Source organism: Halorubrum miltondacostae, assembly GCF_041379815.1.
Lineage (GTDB): Archaea > Halobacteriota > Halobacteria > Halobacteriales > Haloferacaceae > Halorubrum > Halorubrum miltondacostae.
Genome location: NZ_JBEDNY010000006.1, coordinates 128,614 through 152,895, shown reverse-complemented (window position 1 = coordinate 152,895; position 24,282 = coordinate 128,614). Strand labels below are relative to the sequence as shown.

The following is a 24,282-nucleotide window of genomic DNA, read 5'->3' as shown; positions in this document are numbered from 1 at the left end:
TGATAATAGGGGATTTGTGAATCAGGAAAATTCACCCTTATTTTGATTTGAGCGGTGGATAAGTGACTGGGGGTTTGGTCTGAGTCGGACACTCTCGCGGTAGCTTTTCAACAATTCCTACTGAACAAGTAATTGAATGACCCTACTTGATGAGGACGCTCCCAACTTTAGCGCACAAAGTACCGCTGGTGGCGAGGTATCACTCGCTGAAACATTGGACGACGGCCCGACAATCGTTTTGATCAACCGGGGACACTGGTGTAGCTTCTGCGCTGAGCAACTTCAAACGTTCAGCGAGGTATCGTATGACCTGTGGTTCAACGATGGTGTTGATGTGCTTCCGGTCGTCACCGACACGCTTGAGAAAGCCACCGAGATGCGTGACCGCTACGATCTTGACATCCAGTTGCTTACAGACCCTGATGGAGAAATCGCAGACCAATTTAGTGGCACTGAAGAGACAAGCCACGGCGTGACTGGCATCGCAGCGACATACGTGATCGATGAGGACGGGACTGTACGCTACGAACAGGTCGCGGAGCATCCGGGCGACCGCACGTACGGCAATTACATCCGCTACTTCATCCGCAACGACTTCGCTGATCCGTTTGAGGCGTAGCCACCATGACAGGGTACGAGTCGTACTCGGTCTCGTTGGCCCCGAACCGTGCTCCACTGTTGGTTGAGTAGCCAGCCGTCATTGATGTTCGCTGTATGCGGAGAGGAAGGCCCTTTTAATACAACTACACGCGCTTGAAAGAACGTCCTTGTGTGCGACTGGACAGCAACCTTCGACGTTCCACGCGAAAGCGCAGTTGAGAACCGAGGGAGCACATAACCAGAGTACCTATTTCGGAATGCCCGCACTTCGGCGTGGGTAAGATATCAACGGGCGGTCCCAGCAGGGACACGATTGTATCTGCGGAGAACCGAGGTACCACCTACGTCGCAGGCGGTTGGTAGAGATTGTCTAATGTCTTAACCAACAAAATTATCCCGATAGATGTGCTGTTGGTTAAGACGAGACGATCACTGATGTCCCCAAAGCCGCCGACGCCACCGAAAGATCTCCCGGCAGATGTTGTCAACACGCTCAACGGCTATTCACCAACTCGACTCCGATACATCGCACACTACGCGGAGGCATTGGCATCGCACAAAGCCCGTGGCGCCGAGATCGATGAAGAGTCGGATGGCGACGAGAGCGACGAGGAAGCCGAGGACCTCCCAGACGACGTCCCATCGAAGGCTACGATAACGATCAAAAAAATAAACGATAACCGCTACTACTACTGGCAGTGGCGAGACGGAGAGAAGATCCGCTCACAATACAAAGGACCGGTTGACGCAGACGATTAACTTCCCTGAGTTAGTCGATGCTTTCATCAATAGAGCCAGCCACGCTCTGCGTAACTTCCTCGATTATTTGCCGTTTCAGGCCCTCTAAAAAGATATCACACATCGATAGAGGGGTGTATGTGAGAACTACTGAAAACTCGTCGACTGGGACAACGTAGTTGAGGTGAGTACCAATTGTGGCTTGGTAACAAACGCTCTGAACACATCGATAGAGGGGCGTGTGCTCAGACGGCGATGATGACAAAAATTAAGAATCAAAAAATAGAATAAAAATGATATTGTGAACTGGTAACAAACAGTCCAAACACATCGATAGAGGGGTGTCTGCGTGAGATAGGACAAAAATCATCAGCGAGTGAGAGGGAATCAGTAGATTGAGCAGAAACTGCGCCCTGATACCAGCCATATCGAACACATCGATAGAGGGGTGTGTAGCTGTACAACCGGTAGCGGGAGTAATGGGTCCACTGAGAGATTAGCGAAATTGTACTAGTGGGAACGATCAGAGAGAACAGTGAATGCTACGCCAAGCAGAAGGCGTTGCTATGTTTGATTACGTATTTGCGCTTTGACCACGGAGTTGACCTCGTCTTCGGAGACTGCCTCGATGCGCGAATCTTCTCGGAGGGTTTCCAGAATTGTTTCTGGCCGCTCGCCAAACTGGAACTCAAGGAACATCCCAGAGCTAGGGCCGTGACTCCGACGTTCGAAATCAACTAGCGAATAGGTCGTGAGTTCTTTCATCTTATTCACATACGTTTCCTGGTGGTACTGATCAGCGTCGATGGCGTCAGTTAGATACTGGTACACGCGGTAGCCGGTCGTACTTCGGGCAGACCCGCTATCGGTTTGGGAAGCGACCGCTGCGGTCGCGTACAAGCAGAGCTTCTTTTGTGTACTAATTCCACGGACAACCTCAAGCACCCGATTCTTTTCCACTTTCGCTTGTGCGGTGCGGACATGTTCTTCGCGAACGCGGGTGTCACCTTCCCGCTCAGCTAATTCACCAGCAACACGCATCAGATCGATCGCCTTCCTTGCGTCGCCATGAGTCTGAGCCGCAAATGCCGCCGCAAGTGGAATAACAGCATCGTCGACGACATCTTCGTGGAAGGCATCTTGACGACGTCGGAGAATCGATTGGAGTTGGTCTGCGTCGTAATCGTCGAAGTGGACGTCTTCGGGAGTGAACGAGCTAACAGCACGACTGCCGACAGATTCCATCATCTTTGTGTCGTTTGAGATTGCGACGACTGAGATGTACGCGTTGAGATCGTCGTTCGTGCCGGCTCGAGAGAGCTGATACAGTAGTCGCGAGAACGCGGGCACCTGTTTATCTCGCCGTCCGACAAGCATATCCAGCTCATCAAGGACGAACACGACGGAGTCGAAGTGTTCGTTGACGATCCGATAGAGCTCGTCCCATTTCTCTTTGGTCGCAACGCCGTGTTTGGGAACCTCGACAGCAACACCTGCTTCATCGGCCGCCTGCTGGACGAGCTCATACACGGCGATACCCAGCGTATCCAGATCTTGGCAGTTCACTTCGATTGTGCCGAACTGGATATCTCGGCTTTTACAGATCCGGCTGATGTTGTGACAAACCGCCTTTGTGATCAGCGACTTGCCCGTTCCAGACGGGCCGTAGAGGAACAGGTTTGGAGGCCGGTTGTCTCCAAGCGCAACACGGAGCATCTTAGTGACTTCCTGGAGTTGCCTGTCGCGACCAACGATGCGGTCCTCTTCAACGACGTAGTTGGGATCAAGCAGCGCTCGCTCTCGGATTAGCCCCTTCTGATCGTCAAACTCGAGGAGCATGTCCTCGATCGACTGAGATGGATCCGCAGAGTCGGACGCATCGTCAGGTTGTGAATCACCGTTTGTGAGGTGAGATGCTGGCGGCTGCGCTGATGATTCTGATTGTGACGCACTCGACAGCTCTGCTTGAGCCGTCGTTTCCTCCTCCGGCGATCCCGGTTCATTTGAAGGATCATCGGAGTCGTCAAGACCCATACGTGTCTTGATACGGGCCTGTATGAAAAAGGTTCCCACCTCTATCGAAGTGTAATTAGCCGTTTGAAACCACATGCTACGCTATTAATCGCGTGAGAATGCTCATATTGGGTTTACTAGCAGCAGCCAGTGACGATGTGTTTTACATCACACACTCGAGGACACACACCCCTCTATCGATGTGTTCGATGTGTTCACGGGGTGGGTGTTTCGTCAACATCCTCGATGAGTGTATTCGGGAAAACCGCGTTTTGTTGGTCCAAGTTAGACGAACTGTGCTCTCGTCTCTTCTAGTTCGATTGTTTCGCTCTCTACATTCTCTTCTCTTCTATTCTTTAGCTAACACAAACACACACACCCCTCTATCGATGTGTTCGATGTGTTGTGGCAGCGGAGGTTCTGTGTCTTTTGACACGACAGTTTCGTGTTGGTGTTGCTCTTACGCGATCGACCGAACGGCCGCCCCTAACGGCTATTATCTGTTTGTATCGATAGTCACAGCACAAACGTCTCTATTTGTTGGTGGGCAACGAGTGAACGGAACACATCGATAGAGGGGTGTGTGTCTTCTCCCTCGAGGTAATAGCTGTGATGTAGAACTATTTGTTTAATTGGTTATTTTATTTATAGGAAATTTAACAATACCGGACATGAGAAAACACATCGATAGAGGGGTGTGTCGTCCGCATCGCGCTAGCTGCTTCACTCACATTCGGCCGTTATTTTATATCTCGGACGGGGTGTCGGGGTTGGCTATCGTCGAAACTCTGATTAACCAACAATACACTCTCACTCCACCGTGTGTTGGTTAAGTATTCAGACGACCCTCCCCTAACCGCTTGCGATGGAGCCGCTACTCCGGTTCTCCGCAAATACACTCGTGTCCTTGCCGAGACCGTCCGGTAACGTATCTATGGATCTCGGAGGCGAGCTCATACATCGCTTGAGCACGCGCCGCTGAGGCGAGCCCATCCTGATGTCTTCGAGAGGTCCGACGAGTGGTGTTTCTACTCCTATTGTCTTCGAGGCAATACTTCGCCGCCTGTTCTCGGAGCCGCTTCTTGTCGACCTCAATAGCCTCTTTGATGTCGTTATTTTTCGAAGCGTCCCCTTACGGAATCTCTCTAGCAGTCACGAGAGTACTATTGAACTGAACCCGATTTAATACGATTCACTCTGTGCTGTACTCAACATTCGTAATTTCAAACCGTGCTCCACCCTGGGGGCCAGTAGTTACCTGAATATCCCACCCGTGTGCTTTCACTACTTGATCTACAATGTGGAGCCCGAAGCCTGTCCCATCTTGTGTGGTAGAGTAGCCGGGTTCAAACACACTCTCGCGGCCCGTCTCAGGGATCCCAACTCCATTGTCTTCAACGTAGAATCCATCGTCGAGTTCTCCAACAGTGACTGTCACATCATTACCGCTATGCTCAATCGCGTTGCTGATGAGATTTTCAAGCAGTTGTTGGAGTCGGCTTTCATCAGCCATTATACTCCGGTTACAATTGGTTTGGAGTGTTGCGTTTGTCGTTGAGATTGTCTCCCAACAACTGCTGGTTACCCCCGCTAGATCCACTAATTCTAACTCACCCTTCTGTTCTCCAACTTGAGCGAGCGCAAGCAAATCATCAATCAAGTCCTGCATCCGCTGGTGAGACCGGATAACCGCATCAACGTGTTCACTATCACAGTCTTCTTGAATCAGCTTCAGGCGACCCATCGCGACGTTGAGTGGGTTTCGCAAATCGTGCGAAACAATTGATGCGAACTGGCCCAACTGCTCGTTCTGATTCTGAAGTCGCTCGGTCGTCTGCTTCCGCCGTAATTCGACACTCACCCAGTTACTCATCAAATCAACCAGGGTCTTCTCCCAGGCTGTGAACCGGTCAACCTGTGCCTCTGTATCATAAAAACAGAACGTGCCATAGACATCATTGGTGTCAAACACTGGAGCACCAATGTACGATGAAACTCCCCATTCAGTGAATCCGATCCGGCTCGTCTCCTCGGGCGCATCTCGTTCAACATCCCCAATAACGACTGTCTGCCGAGAGCTGGCTACGAGTTCACAATTAGTTGCCGCAACCGGAACCACATCGCCGGGCTGGATCGAGTCATCGTCTGTATCGACAAACTCGAACACATACTCGTTACCATGGATGCTTGAGAGCGTTCCGTATTCTGTTTCGAGCTCCTTTCGACCGAGGCGGAGCAGATTTTGTACTTTTTGATCGAACGAGAGTTCTGGATCAGATGTAATATCATACAACGCATGGAGCGCCTGTTCGCGCTCTTTTCTCTCCGTAATATCGTGGACTGCTCCTTGGAGCCTCACCACATCGCCATCCTCTGTCTGCGGCGCACCTCGAACCTCCATCCACCGATTACGTTTCTCAGAGCGCTGGAAGCGAGCTTCTATCGCAAAGGATTCGCTCTCCGTGAGCGCCTTCTTGACCGCGTCTTTGACGCCAGGTCGATCCTCTTCGACGAAGATGTTGACAATGTCATCCAGCGATGGCTCTCGATTGCTTTCCCAGCCAATAAGCTCGAACAGATGGTCGGACCAAAAGATGTCTCCTGTCTCTGGATTGAGCTCCCACCCCCCAACATCGGCAATTCGCTCGGTCTGATCACGGAGTTCAACGGCTCGATTGAACTTTCGCTCACGGTCTTTCCGCTCGGTTATATCTGAGGCGATCCCGACTGTTCGATACACCTCCCCTGCGTTATTTTTTACTGGGACGGCTCGGTCGTATACCCACCGTACTTCGCCGTCTGGACGAGTGATGCGGTACTCCTCCTCATACGATCCGGTTGACTGGGGATCAAGTATTTTTTTGACTCGCTCTTGATCCTCTGGATGGATAGCGTTGGCAAACGATTGCGGATTATCGTACAGATCCTGGGGTGAACGACCCCAAATATCCTCATACGCGGGATTCACATAGAGTACCTCCCCCTCTACTGGGTCCGTCATCCATACCATTTCCTGAATATTCTCAGCCATCTGCCGGAAGCGTTCTTCGCGTTCGCGAAGCTCTTCTTCCATCCGAACGCGCTCCGAGATGTCTCGAAGAACACCGACGAACTTGCGCTCCCCGTCCTCTTTGAAAGTGCTAAACGATATTGAGACAGGAACCTCATGCCCAGCTTGGTGTTGCGCTGAGAACTCAATCGACGTCCAATCTAACGACCGCTCATTCGTAGCTAAAAACCGCTCCATCCCGCTTCGATGCCCCTCTTGATACCGTTCAGGCATCAACATTGACAGTGAGTTACCCCTAAGGGTGTCTACGTCATATCCGAACAAATCTTCAGTAGCTTGGTTGACAAACTCGATCGTGTTCGTGGAGTCAATGGTCAGGATGGCGTCGCTCGAGTTTTTAGTGATCGCCTCAAGTCGCCGCTTCGTTTGTTCGGCTTCCCGCTCAGCGCGCCATTTATTTACAACGTTTCGAATTCGATTAGCGAGAAGGGTATACTGATCGGTTCCAACCCCTTTCTGTAAGTAGTCCGTCACACCGGCCGAAATCGCATCACTTGCGACGTCCTCGCTGCCTTTTGCTGTGAATAATATGAATGGGAGATCAGTGTGCTTGTCGCGAACATTTTCAAGAAACTCGATTCCATTCTGCCTTGGCATATCATAGTCAGAAACGATACAATCTACATCCGTTGTAGCAAGTTTTTCGAGCCCGTCGCTCGCGCTCCTCACAGATATAACCTCAAACTGGCTGCTTTCCTTCTCAAGATAGCTACTGACTAATTCCGCAAGGCCGGGATCATCATCCACATGTAGAATGCGGATCGGATTTACTCCCTCTTTCATTATTCGCGCTACTATTAGCTATGTAATCACATGTTTATAAAATCACTAGAGAAATGTAAACTGAAGTGAATTATGATCTAACGCCCGCTAGATGTCTGATTATATATTCATACTGTACGTTTCGGTGAGGATAGGAGTAACGGCTGTGTGGCACAGCCATCGACACACTTGTTCGACCGCGAGAGCGGGACGTTTTATACGAGAGAACAGGTGTGTCGTAGACCACCAAATATCCCACCTGCGGTACGGGAAGCCTCGCCGTTTACGCCGAGGAGGATGTCACAGTTGAAACGGCTAGCTCATGAACTCTCAGTGGCTCTCGAGTAGACAATCGTACGCTGCGGCAATTGGATAGTTCCACCCACGTTCGAGCGCCTTTTGCGTGATACGGAGTGGTGGTGGTGTTTGTCGTCGTTTAAATCGGCGCGTGTAGTCCGTTGAAGTGCTTCGTCAACAATGTGGTCAGGATATTCCTCTTGGATTGAACTGATGGTATTACCTTCCTCGATATACTGTTTAAGAATTGGATCCAGTACCTCATACGCTGGAATTTCCTCTTCGTCGGCCTGCCCGGTGCGAAGCTCTGCGGTCGGCTCTTTTTCAATTACAGATGGTGGAATGATGGGCGATGATTTTGCTGACGAAAGTGTCTGGTTGAACACACCGGCTAACTCGTAGACCAGCCGCTTGTAACAATCCCCGAGTGGAGCAAGTGCGCCTACGGCGTCGCCGTACAGCGTACAGTAGCCGACTGCGGCTTCGCTCTTATTGTCTGGGGTGAGCACGAGCGCATTCTGCTGGTTCGCTATTCCCATGAGGATAGACCCACGGATTCGCGCTTGGATGTTCTCAGCAGCAATACCAGTGAACGATGCGTTGTTCGCATCAAGCGTCTGGGAGATGTCCTCCACGACCGATCCGATAGGGATCACATCGAACTCGGTCCCCAAGTTCGCTGCCACCGTCCGAGCATCGGTGATACTCTGTTGGCTTGTGACCTCACTTTGAAGCGACACGGCATAGACGCTGTCTGCGTCGAGCGCCGCAACTGCGAGCGCGGCCGCGACTGCGGAATCAATTCCGCCAGATAACCCAATCACGGCTTCTTCAAACCCAGTCTTTTCGAAGTAATCCCGTACGCCGAGCGTGAGCGCTTTGCGAGCCTGCGTAGCGCGGGTTTCAGTCGTATCCGTTGGAACTGTTGCGTCTCCGTTGACGGGAACGTCCACGACAGTAGTGCTCGATTCGAATCCCGTCACCTGCTCGTGGACCGCTCCATCAACAGCGACCAATGAGTGTCCGTCGAAGATCAACTCGTCATTCCCACCGACTTGATTAACAAAAACAACCGGACAGCCTGTCTCAGCAGCGTGCGCTGCGAACTGATCCTCACGTCGGGACGGCTTCTCGAGACTGAATGGGCTTGTAGAAAGCGTGATAATAAGATCCGCTCCGCTCGCAGCTGTGTCCTGTAGTGGACTCTCGTCGCGGCGGCGTGTCCCGGTTACGACGGTATCCTGCCACGCGTCTTCACAGATTGTGAGTCCAATCGAGGTGCCCGCAATATCTACGACCACTGGGTCGGTCCCGGGCCGAAAGTACCGATGTTCATCGAAGACGTCGTACGTCGGGAGTAACCGCTTGTGGTACGTTTCACTCGTCTCTCCATCGCGGAGCACAATTGCGGCATTATGGACCGGCGCACCGTTGTCACGCTCGGTTCTGACCGCAGCACCGACGATTAACGGTGGCCCGTCAGCGGTTTCTAACGCTAGATCGTTGAGCGCTGCCTCCTGAGCATCAAGCATCTCTGTTCGGTGGAGTAAATCACGGGGTGAATACCCAACCACCGAGAGCTCAGGTGTGACGACGAGATTCGGCTCAGTATCCAGCAACTGCCCGTGCTCCGTGGTGATCTTATCGACATTTCCGTCTATATCCCCAATTACAGGTTTGTGTTGTCTGACTCCAAATTTGAGCTGCTCTTCTATTTTTCTACCAATATAGTGGGCGGGAAAGTAGTAAAAAAGAATCTAACATGTGTAAACGATCATTTTATTTCGACCACTATGTACACCGGTTCGAACATTCACTGTCTTTACACATCTTCGGTATCTGCTGCGGCCAATATCTCGGGATACCTGTTTCGTATCGTCATCTTGCTCACCTCAGCAGCATGAGCGATATCTGCTTGTCGGAGAGACTCATCACATCGTTTCGTCGCCGCGTACAGTGCTCCTGCCGCGATGCCTACCGGATGTTTCCCGCTGTGAACGCCGTTTTCGATTGCCACCCCAGCGAGACGGCGTGCTTCTCGCTCTGTTGCGTCCGTACACTCTACGTCCGACGCGATCCGTCCAATGAACGATCGTGGGTCTGTCGGAGCAATTTCCAATTCGAGTTCACGTGAGAGCTGTCGATATGCCCGCTCAACGCGAATTCGTTCGACCCGGCTCACTGTTGAGACCTCATCGAGAGAACGCGGGGTCCCATCTATGCGACTTGCCGCGTACAGCGCCGCAGTTGCGACGCTTTCAACCGCTCGACCTGGCAGGAGTCCGCCCTGAAGCGCGCGTCGGTAGACGACGCCTGCTGTCTCTCGGGCGCTGTCAGGCACACCGAGCGCGGAAGCCATGCGATTGATCTCACCGAGCGCATGCATGAGGTTCCTATCCGCGGATGAGTGCCGCTGAAAGCGCCCGTTCCACTGTCGAAGCCGACGCATTTGTTGTCGCCGCTCTCCGGACAGCGAGTTCCCCTTCGCGTCGGTGTCTTGCCACCCTATCTTCGTTGACAACCCCTTATCATGTAAGAGGTTCGTGCTCGATGGCCCAAGGCGAGAGTCCTGATCGCTGGTTCCGCTCGGCGTGTATCGTTCGATACTCGTATCAAGCGTCGCATCTGGGACAACGAGTCCACAGGCGTCACAGACTGCGTCCGCGCTATCGTCGGGTCGGCGAAGTCGCCCTTGACACTCCGGACATGTCGTTTGAGTGTGCTGTCTGTCTCTATTCTTCTCCGAAACAGCATCGGTAACAGATTGTCCCTCGTTAGCTTCGCTTGATAAGGACCTCTTAGTCCCACTTTTTTGAGAGTCTGTATCCGGTCGCTCCTCGTTAGTACGTTCTTCCACCAAGTGACATCACCTCCCGTAGCCAAGACGGAACAGACACGACCGACTGTGGGTCCGTCGTATACTGTTCATCATGTGCTTTGAGCCGGCGTTGAATCACTGAGCCGGATCCCGTGCGCGGTAACTCTCGTTGCGACGGCAGCCGGGACTGACCATACCGTATCAGTGGGTACCGCCACTCCATCGATGGCGAGACAGACAAGCTCTCCCCGCCCGCGACGCGCCGAAACGACAAACTCGAAGCGACGAGAGTGGGCATCGACCGCTGTCACGTGGATTGTCGAGAGACTACTGGCACTCTCCCACGTTGTCGTGTCGATGACGCTGAGTTCGCCTGCTGGCGTAACGACTGACGACCCACAGGCTGGACAGGATCCCTCGTGCGGTGTTGTTCCAAGATATCCGTAGTCACTGTCACATGCGAAGCAGTGTTCCATCCTTCGCTATGAGCGACGGGATAACACTGTCTCTGCGATGTTTGCCTTATTAGCACACGCCGGACAGGCAACTACGTCACCACCGTCTAACCCGAACACAGTCACAAACTGTTGTGAGACGTGTGCTCCGCAGTTTTCGCACTCCGGCATTAGATCACCCCAGCGAGCCCTCCATCTCGAGTTCGACGAGCCGGTTGAGCTCGACGGCGTACTCGATCGGCAGCTCCTCCGTGATCGGCTCGATGAACCCAGAGACGATCATTTGTTTCGCGTCGTCATCGTCGAGACCGCGCGACTGGAGGTAGAAGATATCCTCGTCGCCGATCTTGCCGACGGTCGCCTCGTGGGCGACATCCACTTTCGACTCATTGATCTCCATGTACGGCATCGTGTCCGATGTCGACTCGTTGTCGAACATCAGTGCGTCGCACTCGACGGCCGTTGAGGAGTTTTCCGCGCCGTCCGCGATGTGGACGAGGCCGCGGTAGTTGGTGCGGCCGCCGTCCTTCGCGATCGATTTCGACTCGACGGTGGACTTTGTGTCCGGCGCGTTGTGGTACACCTTCGCGCCGGTGTCGATGTCTTGGCCCTCGCCAGCGAAGGCGATGGTGATGTGATTATCCGAGGCGCCGCGGCCTTTCAGGATCGTCGAGGGGTACAGCATCGTCGCCTTCGACCCCATCGACCCGGAAATCCACTCCATGCGCCCGCCCTTCTCAGCGATGGCGCGCTTGGTGTTCAGATTGTACGTGTTCTTCGACCAGTTCTGGACGGTCGAGTACTGGACGTGAGCGTCCTCATCGACGAACACTTCGACGCCGCCACAGTGAAGATTGAACTTCGAGTACTTCGGCGCGGAACAGCCCTCGATATAGTGGACCTCGGAGCCCTCCTCGGCGATGATGAGCGTGTGCTCGAATTGGCCCATCCCCTCGGAGTTCATCCGGAAGTACGCCTGAACCGGCATGTCGACGGTGGTGTTCTCCGGGACGTAGACGAACGAGCCGCCGGACCAGATAGCGCCGTGAAGCGCGGCGAACTTGTTGTCGCTCGGGGGGACGCACTTCGTCATGAAGTGCTCGCGGACGAGCTCTTCATGTTCCTGGACGGCTTCGTCCATGTTACAGAAGATGACGCCCTTCTCCTCCCACCGCTCCTGCATGTTTTGGTAGACGACCTCCGACTCGTACTGCGCGCCGACGCCCGAGAGCGCGTTCTTCTCTGCCTCCGGGATACCCAGCTTGTCGAACGTATCTTTGATGTCATCAGGGAGCTCGGTCCAGTCGTCAACGCCTGCCCGCACGTCGACGTCCGGCCGAATATATGGGACAATCTCGTCGACATCGACCTCACTCAGGTCCGGCTGGCCGGGCCAGTCAGTTGGCATCGGCATTTCTTGGAACTGCTCGAGCGCGCGCAGGCGGCGCTCAAGCATCCACTCCGGCTCGTCTTTGTCTTCTGAGATGACGCGGACCGTCTCCTCGGTGAGGCCCTTCTCGGTCTGGAAGGCAGACTTCTCCTCCTTCTTGAACTCGAAGCGGGCCTCAGTGTTCGTCTCCTCAAGGTCGTCTTGTTTTGAACTCATCAAGATATTCTTTAGAGACTACAAACATAAGCGTGGTGTGCCAGAATACTCACTTGAAACCTATTGTGGTTTCTTTACCGAAAGAAAGCAATTTTTTGGGATTTAATTCGGTTTCTCAACTTGACAGAATTTAGTATATATGGAGAGGCCTCTCCTGTACGATCGAAACCAGAGTCACTCGTCAGCGAGGACAACTCGACAGCACTGAATGGCCGCCTCAATGTGGCGATCAGCAACCACATCATCTGTTTCGTCAGCTGACTCAAGCAGTGTGGCAACCTGACGAACACGCTTTTGTCTGGTTTCAGCGTCAAGGTCGATACTGGTAGCATCGCGGGCGACGGCTTCAGCCTCCCCGAGCCATCGGTTCGTCGCTGGCGGTACTGGGCGATCTGCGGTCGCAGTTAGATGCGTCGCCAGTGCGTCGACCGCAGCCCCCGGCTCGGTTGGAATTTCTATTTCATCAGTCATCGTCGGCGTATTGGCACCCAGTGTGAAGAAGTGTTGCCACAACCTGCCCTCCAAATGTTTGCGCATGCTCCAACTTCGCACAGCCCCTTGCTAGCCCATAGTAGGATTCCCGCGTATTCAGACCGATAAAATGCGTATACAGAACTCGCTGAAGGCTACTTATCTCAGCGGTGCGGTTCCGTGGGGTTCCCGCGTCTTCAGGCGTGGGAAGATGTCAAGCTGACTCGGTCCCGAACTGAGTGATTGGGACATCGATGATGTCGTCGTAATCATCACCAGCTCCGACGAGAGGCATCCCGTCGACGTGTGCTGCGGTCCCGAGCGCGAAGGCATCGCCAAGTGCCGGAGAGTAGTGGAATTTGAAGTCGACTGCTGACGCCCACATCTGTTCGGTGTCAATGCGATGAATCCCACTTTTTTTGAGGACATCGACGACAGCATCAGCCCGCTCCTCGTCGTCGATCGCACGGACGGTATAGTGGATCTCGGCGAGGGTAATAGCCGAGATGTGGCCGTCTGCTGCGCCTTCGATGGCCTTGACGTACGCTTCGACGGTATCGCTGCTCGGTTCGTTACAGAAATAGGCGATGAGTGGTTCGGCGTCGAAGCCGATCGTTTCGGGAATTCCAGCCCCGTTGGTTATATATCAGCTTCGTCGTCACCGGCGTAACGCTGCCGCAACTCTTCCTCATTAGGTTTGTCCGCTACACGTTCCTCCCGGAAGCGATCGGTTGCCGACCCCTGCTCGTCGGTTTTGCCTTCCAGAACCCCACTCTGTAACTGAGTGAATGGGGCGAACAACGATTTCACCCGCTTCGGTCCGAATGAACTTCACACGGCTGGGCGTGTCGATACCCAACTCTTCGCGGAATTCCTTTGGGGTAGTAACTTGCCCGCGCGACGAGGTTATCTAAAGTTAGAGGCTGAGGCGGACGAGTTCTGAGTATTTATAACAGAACTTGACCGCCTTAGCGAACGTACTGCGTGGATCGACCTGTCGTTTGTGAAGTGAGATCAAACGCCGCGCTGGGCGATTGAGGTTGAGATCCGATGTTACTTAGAATATATGTCGATTCGTGAGATAAGAAAATTTCTAGAAAGGTTTGGGATCATTCGGAACCACGCCGCTGTTCACAACTGGGTTGATAAAGCCAATCTACAGCCAATATCGACCATCTCTGAGGATCAACTTGCGGTTGACGAAAAGATGATCCGCCTCCATGGCTAGAAGCTCTGGCTGTACGGTGCGGTTGATCCGCAGACGAACATGATCCTTCACGAGAGTCTCTATCCAATCGTAAATTAACAGACGACACGATGGTTTCTGACCAAACTCCACCGGCGCTACCAGCTCGATAACGCTGAACTTCTCGTTGATGACGCAGATTATCTCGGAACAGCTCTCGCTGAAGACGGCTATCGAGTTTAAATAATTTAACATTAAAGTCGGAACATCATCGAATATACCTATTGATAAATAGAACGACAAATATTATTATTTGCGAATAGTTTCACCAATGTCGCGCTAGAGACAGCTCAAAATTGGCTTGAACCTGTTGCTGTCCGCCACAATTCACGTCAAACTTAATTCCACCCGAGTGTATGAGGACACTTATCTTGAAGATAACTGCGTTGCGCTTCAGGACTTGCTAAGTTGCTTGCTCAGACCTACTAGATTTTCTGATGGGAAAGTGACAGTTGAGTTAGCGATGAAGCTTGATATCCTACTCTATCCATCTTAGTTATCATTCTTTTACACAACTATAGATATTTACAACTTGGGTGCCGACTCCTACTGACCATCGTGTGTAAACGGGTATAAAAAACCGACCTACAACTGACTTTTGATGCCGATCTGAATCATGTTGCGGTCGATGAGATGGTGGTTCCGTTCAATTCAGAGCAGTATTGCTGTACGCTGGTGTCGTCCAGACATGAACCGACTCCATGTATGGCTTTATTAGACGTGAAGTAGCCCTGTTTCGTTGATCTTCTTCCTAGAACTGCGTGAGAGATATCGGGTCGACAGCGCGCTCTTTCCCATCGACGTTGCGCCGTGGTTCCACGCGACTTATCATTGTGGCGGGCTCCGATTCCAACGCGTCACACATGAGAACCGGAATACCGCAAATATGTTATTTGCGAAATAAAAAGACAAACATACCATTTCTCAAATATATTTATTCACGTCGAACTAAGCACTGCTGAGGGTTGGCTACAAGACTTGCTTTTCGCATGGGATCAGATCAGTTTAAATATACCGGACTACTTATTATAAGTCTACTGAATATAAATATTATATTGTAAATCAGTAAATATCTCAGATTATTGTTATCTGAATTAAAATTAAAATCGTTGATTTAGGATTGTTTTGTTGAACTAATGGCTGATTATTTTGAAACAGCGTACCGTGTTTCAGTGATGAGCTATCAGTGCTGAAGAATTGTATCGCATTTATAAATTATTCCATTTACTGACGTTTAGAATATGTGGCAACTGGTGGTAATAACTATTAAAAACCACCGATAATAACTCGATTAGACCTTTGAGCAGACTAAGTCCACGAGTCGCGCATGGGGATGTTACGTCTATGACGTGGTAACCGGCTGATCAGAAACGACGTCCCACTCGTCTGGGTCGATTACGTGTCCATCGAAATTACCGGCCTCTGGATACGCTGTTGTGACAAGTACCTCACTCATCCCATCAAGGTATGTGGCGACGCTTCGTAGGTGTTCAGCGGCTAGCTGGCTGATTCCGTCAATAAGAATGTAGGGAACTTTAGACTCTACGTTGAAAGCGTGATATCCGGCGAGTGCGACTACCAACCCGATTAGTTCGACTTCGCCTTCGCTGAGCGTATTGACCGAGGTCCGCTGTCCAACGTTGTCGATATCCCTCGCAATTTTAAGATCGATGGCTTCGACTTCCCCTCGCTGATCCGTTTTTAAGACAAGCCGAGCGCTCGAAAAGCCTGGTTGAAACTCTTCGATGATATCCGAGATAATAGTGTTGAACCTGTCTTTGAGATTCTGCTGAGTGTTTTTCTTTTGATTTCGTAATTCGGTTATCTCTGACCGTATTTCCTCTTGTTGACTTTGTAGGTCCTCCAAATCCTTGTATTGTGTTTCTAGTGACTTGAGGTTCTCACGCTTATTTTGGAGTTTTGTCTCGGTTGTGCGAATCTCAGTCTTCACATCAGTGAGCTCTTCATTGTACTCATCTTCGGCCGCTTGGAGCTCCTCTCTCAGGGCTGTTATCTCCTCTTCCAACTCCTCTTTTCGCTCCTGCTTATCTTGGAGTATCCCCTTCTTTTCATCAATATCTGCTTTGAGTTGCTGAACGTCGTTTTGTAAACGCTCTTTCCTTTGACGTCCTCGCCGAACTTCCTGCTTTCGAGCTTCGATCTTCTCGAGTTTGTTTTGTAGCTCTTCTTTTTCTTCACGGAGGTCTGCTATTTTCGACTGTAACTGTGAAATCGACTCCTCCATTTTGCCCCTTGTTGTCTGCTGATCACAGACCCAGCACTTGACTTCGTCGGCCGCGATAGAACGGTCAACGTCGGTTATTATGTCGACTTCGTCGGCGTCAATAACGTTTTGATTTGCTCTGTAAAGATCCTCGATGAGGTCGATCTGTCTGTTCAGCGTGTCCACTTGCTCCTGCATGGCGTCGATATCCCTTGACGTATCAATCTCATCCGGGATATCGAAGTCGGCGATCTCACCCTCTTTCTGTGAAATCTGATCCGTCTTCAATTCTATCTCACTCTCTATTCGTGAAATGTCTTGTGTGATGTTCGTAAGCTGGCTGGACTTCGTGCTGATCTCGTTGCTCAGTTCTTCGATCCGGTCCTTGTTCGATTCTTCTTTGGTCAGGTCTGCTCGACGTTCTTGGAGTTGTTTTAGTTCTGCTTCGAGGCTCGTTACTGTCTCTTGGACTGAAGGTAACTGTTCGCCTGCCTGCTGCGCTTGCGAAATTTGCTGCTCGATGTTATTCTTTTTCCCCTTGAGTTCGGCTATCTGGGCGTCTATATCTTCTATGTTCAGCGGCGCTTGGAGGAGTTCGGTCAGGTCCCCACCGCTGCGGACCGCTTTCCGAATGGGATTATTTTTATCGAGGCAAGCGAACAATCTAGCACATATCTGATCCGTCTCGTCCGAAAGGTACGGTGTCCCTTTCCTGTTTATAATGCTCTGTGATGTACGCTCGAGCATTACATTAAATTCCTCACTGTCTGTGCTGAGCGTGACCTCTCCCTGATCGGTACCTTCAGTTAGGGGATGGTCGTCATACTGTCCAGTGGCACCGATGATCGTTCTAAGCGACGCGACGAGACTCGATTTCCCTCGAAAATTAGAGGCCTGAACCACGTTCAAACCGTCATCGATAGTCGTTGAACCTGAGCGAATACCGCTGATATTTCTTATTGTAAGATTTCGCATATCTATGTGTATGGGCGACGGAAATAAAAAGCGTTCCGGACGTGGGTCAATGTGTCTATAGTGTACTTTTATCACTTTTATACCTCATTCGATCATAAGTGGGCTATATATTATTAAACAATACAGCTATTCTGCCGCAATAACCGTAATCAATCGCCTCGAGAGTTGTTAAGTAGAATGTTCTGACTGGGCTAACATATGATCCTCACAAACGTATCCTTGTTGCTGTACCGTTCGGATGTTAGTCTGTTTGGCACACTCGGGACACTCGAGGTAAATGCGAACCGTGGTGTCTGCATCAGACGCGTGTGGAACCTTCCCCTTATTCTCCCATGAAGAGAGCAGGTCAGAGATATACATCTCAGCAGTAGACTCAACATATTCTAGCTTGTTTCTGTCTGATGTCGCGTCACTCTGTTGTTTCCTTCTTTTCTCTACATCGAGACACTCCGTCAGATGCCGATACATGGTTGCCGGAGAGACGAAATCATCGAGTAGTTTCTCGCCGTCGATCCCATCTGTCTCCAGATCAGAGAGAACAGCGTGGTGATTGTCGCTCTCGGCATCTTTAATAGCTTCATAATCGGATTCGAGGTGCGGTTCAAGCGTACTTCGACCGTGTTCCGTGTAACGGGTCCGGAGTAGGTGTTTGTGTAGCCAGTCCACCAGCGTGCGGTGCGACATCTCGGGGTACTCTTCGCTCCCAAGCCATCGGTATTTCAACTGTTCGTCCAGTGTCTCATCGCTTAAGCCCGGTGAGAGATCGTACTCTTCAGCAACTCTCCCGACTTTACAGCAGGAATCGGCCTTTGACACGGCTCTTCTGAAACGTCGTACGGTGTTTCATGAATTAAATCATGCGGTCTCGATTGGGCGACTAGTTCGAGAGATCGAAGAAAATCTTATTTTCAAGAGTAGAAGGCGTTGATACCGATGACGGTAGCAACGTGCTGTACTTTCTCTGGTATCTTCTGCCGGAGGTGATCACCCTTAAGTCGTGTCGACGGTCCAGACACACTCACGGCTCCCAAGAGGTTCTCTTCCGTGTCCGTAATAGGCGCGGCAACACAGCGAATACCCTCCGCTCGCTCTTCACCGTCGAAAGCGACACCACGCTCACGGATCTCATCAAGTTCTCCGTACAATTGTTCTTCGCTTGTCACTGTGTTCGGTGTTTCCGCCGGGAGGCCGTGTCGTTCGATGATTTGCTCAAGCTGTTCATCGTCCATCTTTGAGAGGATTGACTTTCCGACGGCTGAGGTGTGAAGGTACTGACGTGTCCCGACGTGCGTATCCAAGTTGACGGCCTTCTCCCCTTTCGATATGTAAACGTAAATCCCTCGACCGTGTTCTTCAATCATCAGGTTCGCGATTTCCCCTGTCTCTTCCGCAAGTTCGTCAATTTCGGATTTTGCCACCTCTAGGAGCTTTGTCTGTTGTCTCGTGTACTCTCCCATCTCAAGGAAGCGGAGACCGAGCCGATACCTCGAATCTTCGTTTACGACGTATTCATGTTCTTGTAGGGTGCTTAGATGATTGTGAACCGTACCCTTCGACATATCGAGCGCATCGGTCAATTCAGTGATTCTAGCTCCGTCGCGGCGCATCAACTCTTCAAGAATGATTAGCGTCTTCTTGGTCGCCCCGACTGGATTTTTGGCCTTTGTTGGCTGTGCCATACCTTACCTTTGTTAACCCCACACATAAATTTGTTTATCCATAGTAAACATCTCTCATCCAATTTGTCCTGATCTACTTATGTTCTTGAAGGGATGAGTGACATATAGACCTGTATTCCGGCAGTAAATAGTATACTATCAGTCTCTATGGTCGTTTCTTATTATAAAACGAGACCCTCTTTTGTTTGTATATACTAAACAATTTTTTCCCATCACTAGCGGCATAAACCTATCAGCTACCTATATATTACCCGATGAAATTTGGCGTAGAATAGACTGGAGTGATGGCCAAAGACTGTCTATTTCGGTGGTGACTCTACAGACTAGTACATGGATCTGAGACCGTAGTTTCAGCCTCGATAAATGTATGTGGCAGCTCGAATGCTCGTTGGAATCACTTAGATCAGTATGATCTCCTCTTCGAAATCGGTTAGAAAAGTCGATTGTGTGAAATATATTCCGAAGATGTGATCCCAAAAAACTTGGTACACGTTAGCACAGTTGTGTTTAGTACTGGTGAACGCAAACTATCTACGACGTAGGTCGATGGAGAAAAACGGGACAGAAACAGGATAGCGGGCTATTCCTCGCGGTCAGTCCAGAAATCGAACGAACGCCCCGGTGCGAACACGTCGAGACCGACGGCTAGCTCGTCGCTTTCATTAGCGACTCGATGAGGTTCCCAGGCGTCCAGCCAGACCGAATCAAACCGTTCTAGTGTCGTAGACTCGCCCTCCTCATCATAGATAGTCAATTCGCCTTCGAGGCAGAGGCAGACCTGTTCGTTCTCGTGATCGTGTATGGGCGAGGAGTGTCCCGGTGGCTTCTCAAACCACTCGAAGGTGAACTTCTCGCTGCCGGCGAGTGAGACACGTCGCCAGCCCTCTTCAGGCTCGTACGTATCGGCGTCCGCGAAATCTACTGACTTCACGTTTGAGTAACTTGACAGCGCTATATTATGTTTTGTGGTCCCTACTTTTCTGAGCCTGCTGTCTCGACGACCGATCCTTCCTTGTAGACTGTCGAGATAGCCTGCTGAACGGCGGTGATGTCGTTGGATGGATTCTCTGACAGGACGACGAGATCGGCGAAGTTCTCTTCCTCGATTGTTCCGATACGACTCTACCGGACAGTCTTAGCTGCGTTGGCTGTCCCGGTCTTGATGTTGTCCATCGGGTCCATCCCGACTTCTCCACGCAGAGCACCATCTCTTCGGCGTTCTCCCCGTGTTGAATAAGCTCTGTTCCTACAAAGTTGGTGCCGAGTGCGACAGTCACACCTGCCTCGTAGGCACGACGAACTGATTCAATGTGTGCCTTGTGGGCCTCCCATGCCTTCTTCAGATCGAACTCCGGGATACCGTGTTCGCAGATGCGATTGACGATCGCCAGCATCGGTACGAGGACGCTACCCGTTTCGTTGAGCAACTCGATACACTCATCGTCGAGATAGATTCCATGTTCTATCGTGTCGACGCCGTTTCGGAGCGCGTTCTTCACACCTTCTGGGCCTTGCGCGTGGGCGGCGACCGGAATCCTGACCCGGTGGGCCTCTTGCGTTATCGCGGCAATTTCCTCGTCGGTCATCTGGCTGTGGTGAGGCTGGTCTTTCTCCGAGAACACGCCTCTTGTTGTTCCGATCTTGATGAGGTCGACACCATCTCGAATCCGTTTGCGGGTTCCTTACGGCACTCGTCTGCCCCGTCACAGAGGGGCGGGTCATATGGGTTCCACTCTTTCACCCACTCGTAGGGTAGGTAATGTACGTCGCCGTGCCCGCCGGTTTGATAGATTGCCCTGTCGCTCGTGAATACTTGTGGTCCCGCCACAGAGCCCTCCTCGACGACCTTTTTCAACCCTAATCCGGTCCGCGAGTCGACATCTCGGACTGAAGTAAAGCCCGCCGAGAGCAGGTCTTGGAGGTGACCCGTCGCGCGGGCGGCGCCAGCTGCCACGTCGTACGTGAGAAAGTCGGACTGATCCATCGACGGCCAGCCCTTGAGGTGGAGCTGAGCATCTATCATCCCTGGCATCGCCGTTCTGTCTGTATGATTGATGACCTCGGCCCCTTCGGTATCGATGCCCTCGCTTGGTCCGATATTGACGATGATTCCATCCTCAATAAGAATTACTGCGTCGTTGAGCGGCTCATCAGCGATCCCGTTGATTAGTATGCCACAGCGGATAGCAGTTCGTTCCGACATCAGATCGGCGGTGGTGAGGCCAGTTTCATAAGAGTTGACCCACGCTCCTGTTGTCCGGCTGCCCATCGTGCTGTCACTTCTCGCTGATACAATTTAGTAACATGTACTTTTACGTATCCTCTCGCTCTGGATGGTGATAGATGTCAACAAAACATAGCGGCACAACTTTCGACCCGTTTGAAATGGATGACGACCAGCGTGAGCGCGCAGCCACACTCCACAACACATCGGAGATAATCGATGGACTGGTGGCCGGAACGTACTATCTTGACGACCCAGAGTACAGGGACCATCTCCTCGAAGCAGGCATCGCTGCCGGCAACCTGACTGTCGGTGGTCCGTCGTTCGATTACACGGCCACTATCGACGATGTCGTCAGCATTCGAACTCGGGTTCAGGAAAATGAAGACAACTACCTACTTGTGAAGTCAGTTAACGACCTCGACACCGCGATTGAGTCGGATAAGACGGGGATTATCATGGGATTCCAGGGCGCTAACTGGGTCGGGAACGACCTCTCGCGCATCATCACGATGGCGGAACTCGGCGTCCGCGTCATCGACCCCGCATACAACCGCGGAAATACGCTGGGAGACGGGTGCTGTGAGCATCGGAACGCTGGGCTCACAATGCTTGGCCGGGAGGCGATACGAACGTGTAACGAGCACGGTATTGTTCTTGATGTCTCACACTGTAACGACGCGACGACGATGGATGTCGTTGAGCACTCTGGCGATCCTGTCATCGCGTCCCACATCGGCTGTCGAGCGCTCGCCAATTCCCAAGGGAGGGCAAAGACCGACGAGCAACTGCGAGCTATCGCGGACAACGGCGGTGTGAACTGTATTACCCCGTTCCCGCCCGTTATCAAGCGAGACGCGGAGACGCATGAGGTACAACAGGCCACCATCAACGACGTGTTAGACCACATCGACCACGTTGTTGATGTTGGCGGCGTCGAGAGCGTGGCGTTCGGCGGCGATATGAGCGATCGGACACTCGATCAGGGCTCGATCTCCGAGGGGTCGAACCTCAACGTCTGGCGGAAAACTCATCCCGAGGTCTATGGCAACGGGCCGACCGACAGGATGGATCCGTACCCTGAACACCTCTCCCGCTACACGGAACTCCACAATCTCACTTACGGGCTTGTCGACCGTGGGTACTCCGACGAGGACATCCGGAACATCCTCGGCGGGAACCTCCGTCGCGTGTTTGAGACTGTCTGGAATTAGTCATACTGTAGGCCGAATTCCTGGCTTATATTATCATATACCAGAATGTTACTCAGAGTTCATTCCTTCTATGAAGATGAGTGGGTTTGCCAGCAGAGCCTACCTCTACGTACAATCCTCAGCAACTGGCCGAGCCGGGCCTACATGGCTCCATCAGTCGGTTCTCCCAATCCTCTCGACTCTGGCCGTGGGTTACTGTTCTGAATGACTTCTCGTTGTGTAGGCGCTCTTTGCCAGACGTGTTCTTTCTGCGATGGCAGCGTCGTTCTCTACTGAAAAGGCCGTGATGACCGGTGTCGCTTCCGGCGGACACGTTTCCGTGGCGGTCAATACAGTGCGAACTGAAAACCCACATTGAAACGGAGTAAGAAACCGTTGAGGAGGTCGCTGAAGAGGTCCAGCCGCTATCGCCCACAGGCAATTCCATCATAGGAACGAACGTGTAGACAGTCAGAACAGGCATTGGACATCGTACGATGGTCCACGTTCGGAAAATGTATACTAAGACGGTACTGTCGGTGTAGAATTTTGATCTCGAGTGCGGTGACACGTTTCACGTTCAGGTCGCTTTCGAGTTCGAGGATAATGCCGTCGCTCCCCTCACTGACGGTCACCAACTAAACAAACCGATTAAATATTTTATGCTTCAACAGGCTCAACAGTCCGCATGAGAGCGTGAATTGCTGTTAATAGGGCTCCCGGTCGAGAAATGGTCATTTGAGTAAGCAGCTTCTGCGCACTCACCAATTCGGACCGCTCTGAACCAAATAGAGCGAACCGTCCTCACCGATACGTCCCCGTCCGCGTTAGCGGGTCTGGACACGTAGCTGAACTGCCGTCGAGAGAATTGCCTCTTCCCTTCGAACACACCAGAAGGAGATCCACAGCATTGAGGCCGAGTCAACGGCCAGCCGGTGACGCTCATGTAGGAGTTCCTGTAGGGGAAACTCCCGGTGAGATTTCCAGTCCTGTTGACGCCACTCGGGTATCTGGGTGCTATCGCGAACGCTTGGTCGGCAATCGTCGACGCGGCCAGTCGAATCCCCTGAACTAACTATTTCTGATCGATGTGACTGTCAACGTATCTCAATTAAAAAAATCACCGGCCAACCAGCCGCCGTCGACGACCAGATTGTGTCCGTTCACGTAGCGGCCTGCGTCGCTCGCGAGGTAGACCGCAGCCTTTCCGATGTCCTCCGGTTCGCCGACGAAAGAGGTGAGCGTCTTTTCGTCGTACCGATTCTTGATTTCGAAGTCTGCGAGCGAATCTTTCATTTTTTTCGTTTTAATCGGACCCGGACAGATTGCGTTCACCGTGATGTCGTCTGGTGAGAGGTCCACCGCCATCTGCCGAGTCAGGTGTGACACAGCGGCCTTGGAAGCGTCATAGGCAGCATTCCGCGGCCAGGCTACGAATGCGACCTGCGAAGAGATGTTGATGATCCGGGGCTGTTCGCTCTCCCGGAGGTGCGGGATTGCGTACTTCGAACAGAGAAAGACGCCGTCGAGATTGACCGAGAATACTTCGCGCCAGTCTTCGAAAGACTGGTGTTCAACTGACCCCTCGCGGTTCGTCCCTGCGTTGTTGACGAGGATGTCGATACCGTCAAGTTCCTTGACAGCAGTTTCTACCATCGCTTTCGACTCGGCTTCGTCAGAGATGTCCGCCTCGATGAAACAGCTCTCCCGACCCATCTCTTCGACGCGCTCGTGTGTCGGGATCTCTTTGAAGTCCATCAGAGGTTCCTCACGGACGTCAGCGACCGCAATGTCTGCTCCCTCCTCTGCGAGTTGAAGTGCGATACCGCGGCCAATACCTGCTGATCCACCAGTCACTACGGCTGACATTTCTTCCAATCGCATACCTTGAGTTCATAGCGTAATCAAATA

20 protein-coding genes and 2 pseudogenes are annotated in these 24,282 nt (G+C 52.0%); 5 read left to right on the top strand and 17 right to left on the bottom strand.

Annotation, left to right across the window (positions count from 1 at the left end; genetic code table 11):
* The first annotated feature begins 136 nt into the window (after positions 1 to 136).
* Positions 137 to 619, top strand: a complete 483-nt coding sequence (locus ABNG04_RS15175) for a peroxiredoxin family protein (RefSeq protein ID WP_371163226.1) — start codon at positions 137 to 139, stop codon at positions 617 to 619.
* Positions 620 to 1,035: 416 nt separating this feature from the next.
* Positions 1,036 to 1,359 (top strand): DUF6788 family protein, encoded by a 324-nt coding sequence (locus ABNG04_RS15170; protein WP_371163225.1) that lies wholly within the window; start codon positions 1,036 to 1,038, stop codon positions 1,357 to 1,359.
* Between the two features lie 543 nt (positions 1,360 to 1,902).
* On the opposite strand, the gene ABNG04_RS15165 is transcribed toward ABNG04_RS15170, so the two are convergent.
* The 3 genes from ABNG04_RS15165 to ABNG04_RS15160 all read right to left on the bottom strand — a co-directional run bounded on the left by ABNG04_RS15165 (position 1,903) and on the right by ABNG04_RS15160 (position 7,204).
* Complete coding sequence (locus ABNG04_RS15165) at positions 1,903 to 3,372, bottom strand: orc1/cdc6 family replication initiation protein (protein WP_371163224.1); 1,470 nt, start codon at positions 3,370 to 3,372, stop codon at positions 1,903 to 1,905.
* 853 nt (positions 3,373 to 4,225) lie between these two features.
* Complete coding sequence (locus ABNG04_RS18175) at positions 4,226 to 4,447, bottom strand: DUF8154 family protein (RefSeq protein ID WP_510963765.1); 222 nt, start codon at positions 4,445 to 4,447, stop codon at positions 4,226 to 4,228.
* Between the two features lie 96 nt (positions 4,448 to 4,543).
* Entirely contained in the window at positions 4,544 to 7,204 is a 2,661-nt protein-coding gene (locus ABNG04_RS15160) for a PAS domain S-box protein (protein ID WP_371163223.1), read from the bottom strand.
* Between the two features lie 123 nt (positions 7,205 to 7,327).
* Here ABNG04_RS15160 and ABNG04_RS15155 point away from each other — a divergent pair.
* Positions 7,328 to 7,417, top strand: a pseudogene (locus ABNG04_RS15155) (RNA-guided endonuclease TnpB family protein); the annotation flags it as partial.
* Positions 7,418 to 7,503: 86 nt separating this feature from the next.
* On the opposite strand, the gene ABNG04_RS15150 reads toward ABNG04_RS15155, so the two are convergent.
* The 7 genes from ABNG04_RS15150 to ABNG04_RS15125 form a co-directional block, all read right to left on the bottom strand.
* Positions 7,504 to 9,141: an NAD+ synthase gene (locus ABNG04_RS15150; protein ID WP_371163285.1), complete on the bottom strand. Its 1,638-nt coding sequence runs from the start codon at positions 9,139 to 9,141 to the stop codon at positions 7,504 to 7,506.
* Between the two features lie 161 nt (positions 9,142 to 9,302).
* Positions 9,303 to 9,866: a transcription initiation factor IIB gene (locus ABNG04_RS18170; protein WP_510952311.1), complete on the bottom strand. Its 564-nt coding sequence runs from the start codon at positions 9,864 to 9,866 to the stop codon at positions 9,303 to 9,305.
* A gap of 914 nt (positions 9,867 to 10,780) precedes the next feature.
* Positions 10,781 to 10,924, bottom strand: a complete 144-nt coding sequence (locus ABNG04_RS18085; protein WP_445972124.1) for a DUF7563 family protein — start codon at positions 10,922 to 10,924, stop codon at positions 10,781 to 10,783.
* A gap of 4 nt (positions 10,925 to 10,928) precedes the next feature.
* Complete coding sequence (sufB, locus tag ABNG04_RS15140; protein ID WP_371163221.1) at positions 10,929 to 12,359, bottom strand: Fe-S cluster assembly protein SufB; 1,431 nt, start codon at positions 12,357 to 12,359, stop codon at positions 10,929 to 10,931.
* A 174-nt stretch (positions 12,360 to 12,533) separates the two neighbouring features.
* Positions 12,534 to 12,830, bottom strand: a complete 297-nt coding sequence (locus ABNG04_RS15135) for a DUF8152 family protein (RefSeq protein WP_371163220.1) — start codon at positions 12,828 to 12,830, stop codon at positions 12,534 to 12,536.
* A gap of 214 nt (positions 12,831 to 13,044) precedes the next feature.
* Complete coding sequence (locus ABNG04_RS15130) at positions 13,045 to 13,419, bottom strand: PIN domain-containing protein (protein ID WP_371163284.1); 375 nt, start codon at positions 13,417 to 13,419, stop codon at positions 13,045 to 13,047.
* A gap of 102 nt (positions 13,420 to 13,521) precedes the next feature.
* Positions 13,522 to 13,689, bottom strand: coding sequence for a hypothetical protein (locus tag ABNG04_RS15125; protein ID WP_371163219.1), 168 nt, complete (start codon positions 13,687 to 13,689; stop codon positions 13,522 to 13,524).
* Positions 13,690 to 13,779: 90 nt separating this feature from the next.
* Between ABNG04_RS15125 and ABNG04_RS18080 the strand changes: the two are divergent.
* Positions 13,780 to 14,418: pseudogene (locus ABNG04_RS18080) on the top strand (transposase family protein).
* 1,000 nt (positions 14,419 to 15,418) lie between these two features.
* Here ABNG04_RS18080 and ABNG04_RS15120 read toward each other — a convergent pair.
* From ABNG04_RS15120 to ABNG04_RS15095, 6 genes are all read right to left on the bottom strand, one after another.
* Entirely contained in the window at positions 15,419 to 17,275 is a 1,857-nt protein-coding gene (locus ABNG04_RS15120; RefSeq protein ID WP_371163218.1) for an archaea-specific SMC-related protein, read from the bottom strand.
* A 168-nt stretch (positions 17,276 to 17,443) separates the two neighbouring features.
* Positions 17,444 to 18,091 carry a rod-determining factor RdfA gene (rdfA, locus tag ABNG04_RS15115; protein ID WP_371163217.1) on the bottom strand — a complete coding sequence of 216 codons (648 nt, stop codon included), beginning with the start codon at positions 18,089 to 18,091 and terminating at the stop codon, positions 17,444 to 17,446.
* 92 nt (positions 18,092 to 18,183) lie between these two features.
* The gene (locus ABNG04_RS15110; protein WP_371163216.1) at positions 18,184 to 18,954 is read right to left on the bottom strand and encodes an IclR family transcriptional regulator; all 771 of its coding nucleotides are present in this window, start codon (positions 18,952 to 18,954) and stop codon (positions 18,184 to 18,186) included.
* A 580-nt stretch (positions 18,955 to 19,534) separates the two neighbouring features.
* A complete protein-coding gene (locus tag ABNG04_RS15105; protein WP_371163215.1) occupies positions 19,535 to 19,885 on the bottom strand; it encodes a cupin domain-containing protein in 351 nt (116 codons plus the stop codon).
* Positions 19,886 to 19,910: 25 nt separating this feature from the next.
* Positions 19,911 to 20,576: an amidohydrolase family protein gene (locus tag ABNG04_RS15100; RefSeq protein WP_371163214.1), complete on the bottom strand. Its 666-nt coding sequence runs from the start codon at positions 20,574 to 20,576 to the stop codon at positions 19,911 to 19,913.
* Positions 20,537 to 21,157 (bottom strand): amidohydrolase family protein, encoded by a 621-nt coding sequence (locus ABNG04_RS15095; RefSeq protein ID WP_371163213.1) that lies wholly within the window; start codon positions 21,155 to 21,157, stop codon positions 20,537 to 20,539. Before ABNG04_RS15095 ends, ABNG04_RS15100 begins: the two co-directional genes overlap by 40 nt.
* Positions 21,158 to 21,339: 182 nt before the next feature.
* Here ABNG04_RS15095 and ABNG04_RS15090 point away from each other — a divergent pair, with 182 nt between their 5' ends.
* Positions 21,340 to 22,392, top strand: coding sequence for a dipeptidase (locus tag ABNG04_RS15090; RefSeq protein WP_371163212.1), 1,053 nt, complete (start codon positions 21,340 to 21,342; stop codon positions 22,390 to 22,392).
* A 1,086-nt stretch (positions 22,393 to 23,478) separates the two neighbouring features.
* On the opposite strand, the gene ABNG04_RS15085 is transcribed toward ABNG04_RS15090, so the two are convergent.
* The gene (locus ABNG04_RS15085) at positions 23,479 to 24,255 is read right to left on the bottom strand and encodes an SDR family NAD(P)-dependent oxidoreductase (RefSeq protein WP_371163211.1); all 777 of its coding nucleotides are present in this window, start codon (positions 24,253 to 24,255) and stop codon (positions 23,479 to 23,481) included.
* Positions 24,256 to 24,282: the final 27 nt, after the last annotated feature.

What these genes read in the sequence shown, in the direction of transcription:
- ABNG04_RS15110 (WP_371163216.1), bottom strand. Translation starts at nt 18,954, where the DNA reads ATGGCACAGCCAACAAAGGCCAAAAATCCAGTCGGGGCGACCAAGAAG.
- ABNG04_RS15095 (WP_371163213.1), bottom strand. Translation starts at nt 21,157, where the DNA reads ATGTCGGAACGAACTGCTATCCGCTGTGGCATACTAATCAACGGGATC.
- ABNG04_RS18085 (WP_445972124.1), bottom strand. Translation starts at nt 10,924, where the DNA reads ATGCCGGAGTGCGAAAACTGCGGAGCACACGTCTCACAACAGTTTGTG.
- ABNG04_RS18170 (WP_510952311.1), bottom strand. Translation starts at nt 9,866, where the DNA reads ATGCATGCGCTCGGTGAGATCAATCGCATGGCTTCCGCGCTCGGTGTG.
- sufB (WP_371163221.1), bottom strand. Translation starts at nt 12,359, where the DNA reads ATGAGTTCAAAACAAGACGACCTTGAGGAGACGAACACTGAGGCCCGC.
- ABNG04_RS15175 (WP_371163226.1), top strand. Translation starts at nt 137, where the DNA reads ATGACCCTACTTGATGAGGACGCTCCCAACTTTAGCGCACAAAGTACC.
- ABNG04_RS15160 (WP_371163223.1), bottom strand. Translation starts at nt 7,204, where the DNA reads ATGAAAGAGGGAGTAAATCCGATCCGCATTCTACATGTGGATGATGAT.
- ABNG04_RS15120 (WP_371163218.1), bottom strand. Translation starts at nt 17,275, where the DNA reads ATGCGAAATCTTACAATAAGAAATATCAGCGGTATTCGCTCAGGTTCA.
- ABNG04_RS15165 (WP_371163224.1), bottom strand. Translation starts at nt 3,372, where the DNA reads ATGGGTCTTGACGACTCCGATGATCCTTCAAATGAACCGGGATCGCCG.
- ABNG04_RS15170 (WP_371163225.1), top strand. Translation starts at nt 1,036, where the DNA reads ATGTCCCCAAAGCCGCCGACGCCACCGAAAGATCTCCCGGCAGATGTT.
- ABNG04_RS15090 (WP_371163212.1), top strand. Translation starts at nt 21,340, where the DNA reads ATGGATGACGACCAGCGTGAGCGCGCAGCCACACTCCACAACACATCG.
- ABNG04_RS15135 (WP_371163220.1), bottom strand. Translation starts at nt 12,830, where the DNA reads ATGACTGATGAAATAGAAATTCCAACCGAGCCGGGGGCTGCGGTCGAC.
- ABNG04_RS15085 (WP_371163211.1), bottom strand. Translation starts at nt 24,255, where the DNA reads ATGCGATTGGAAGAAATGTCAGCCGTAGTGACTGGTGGATCAGCAGGT.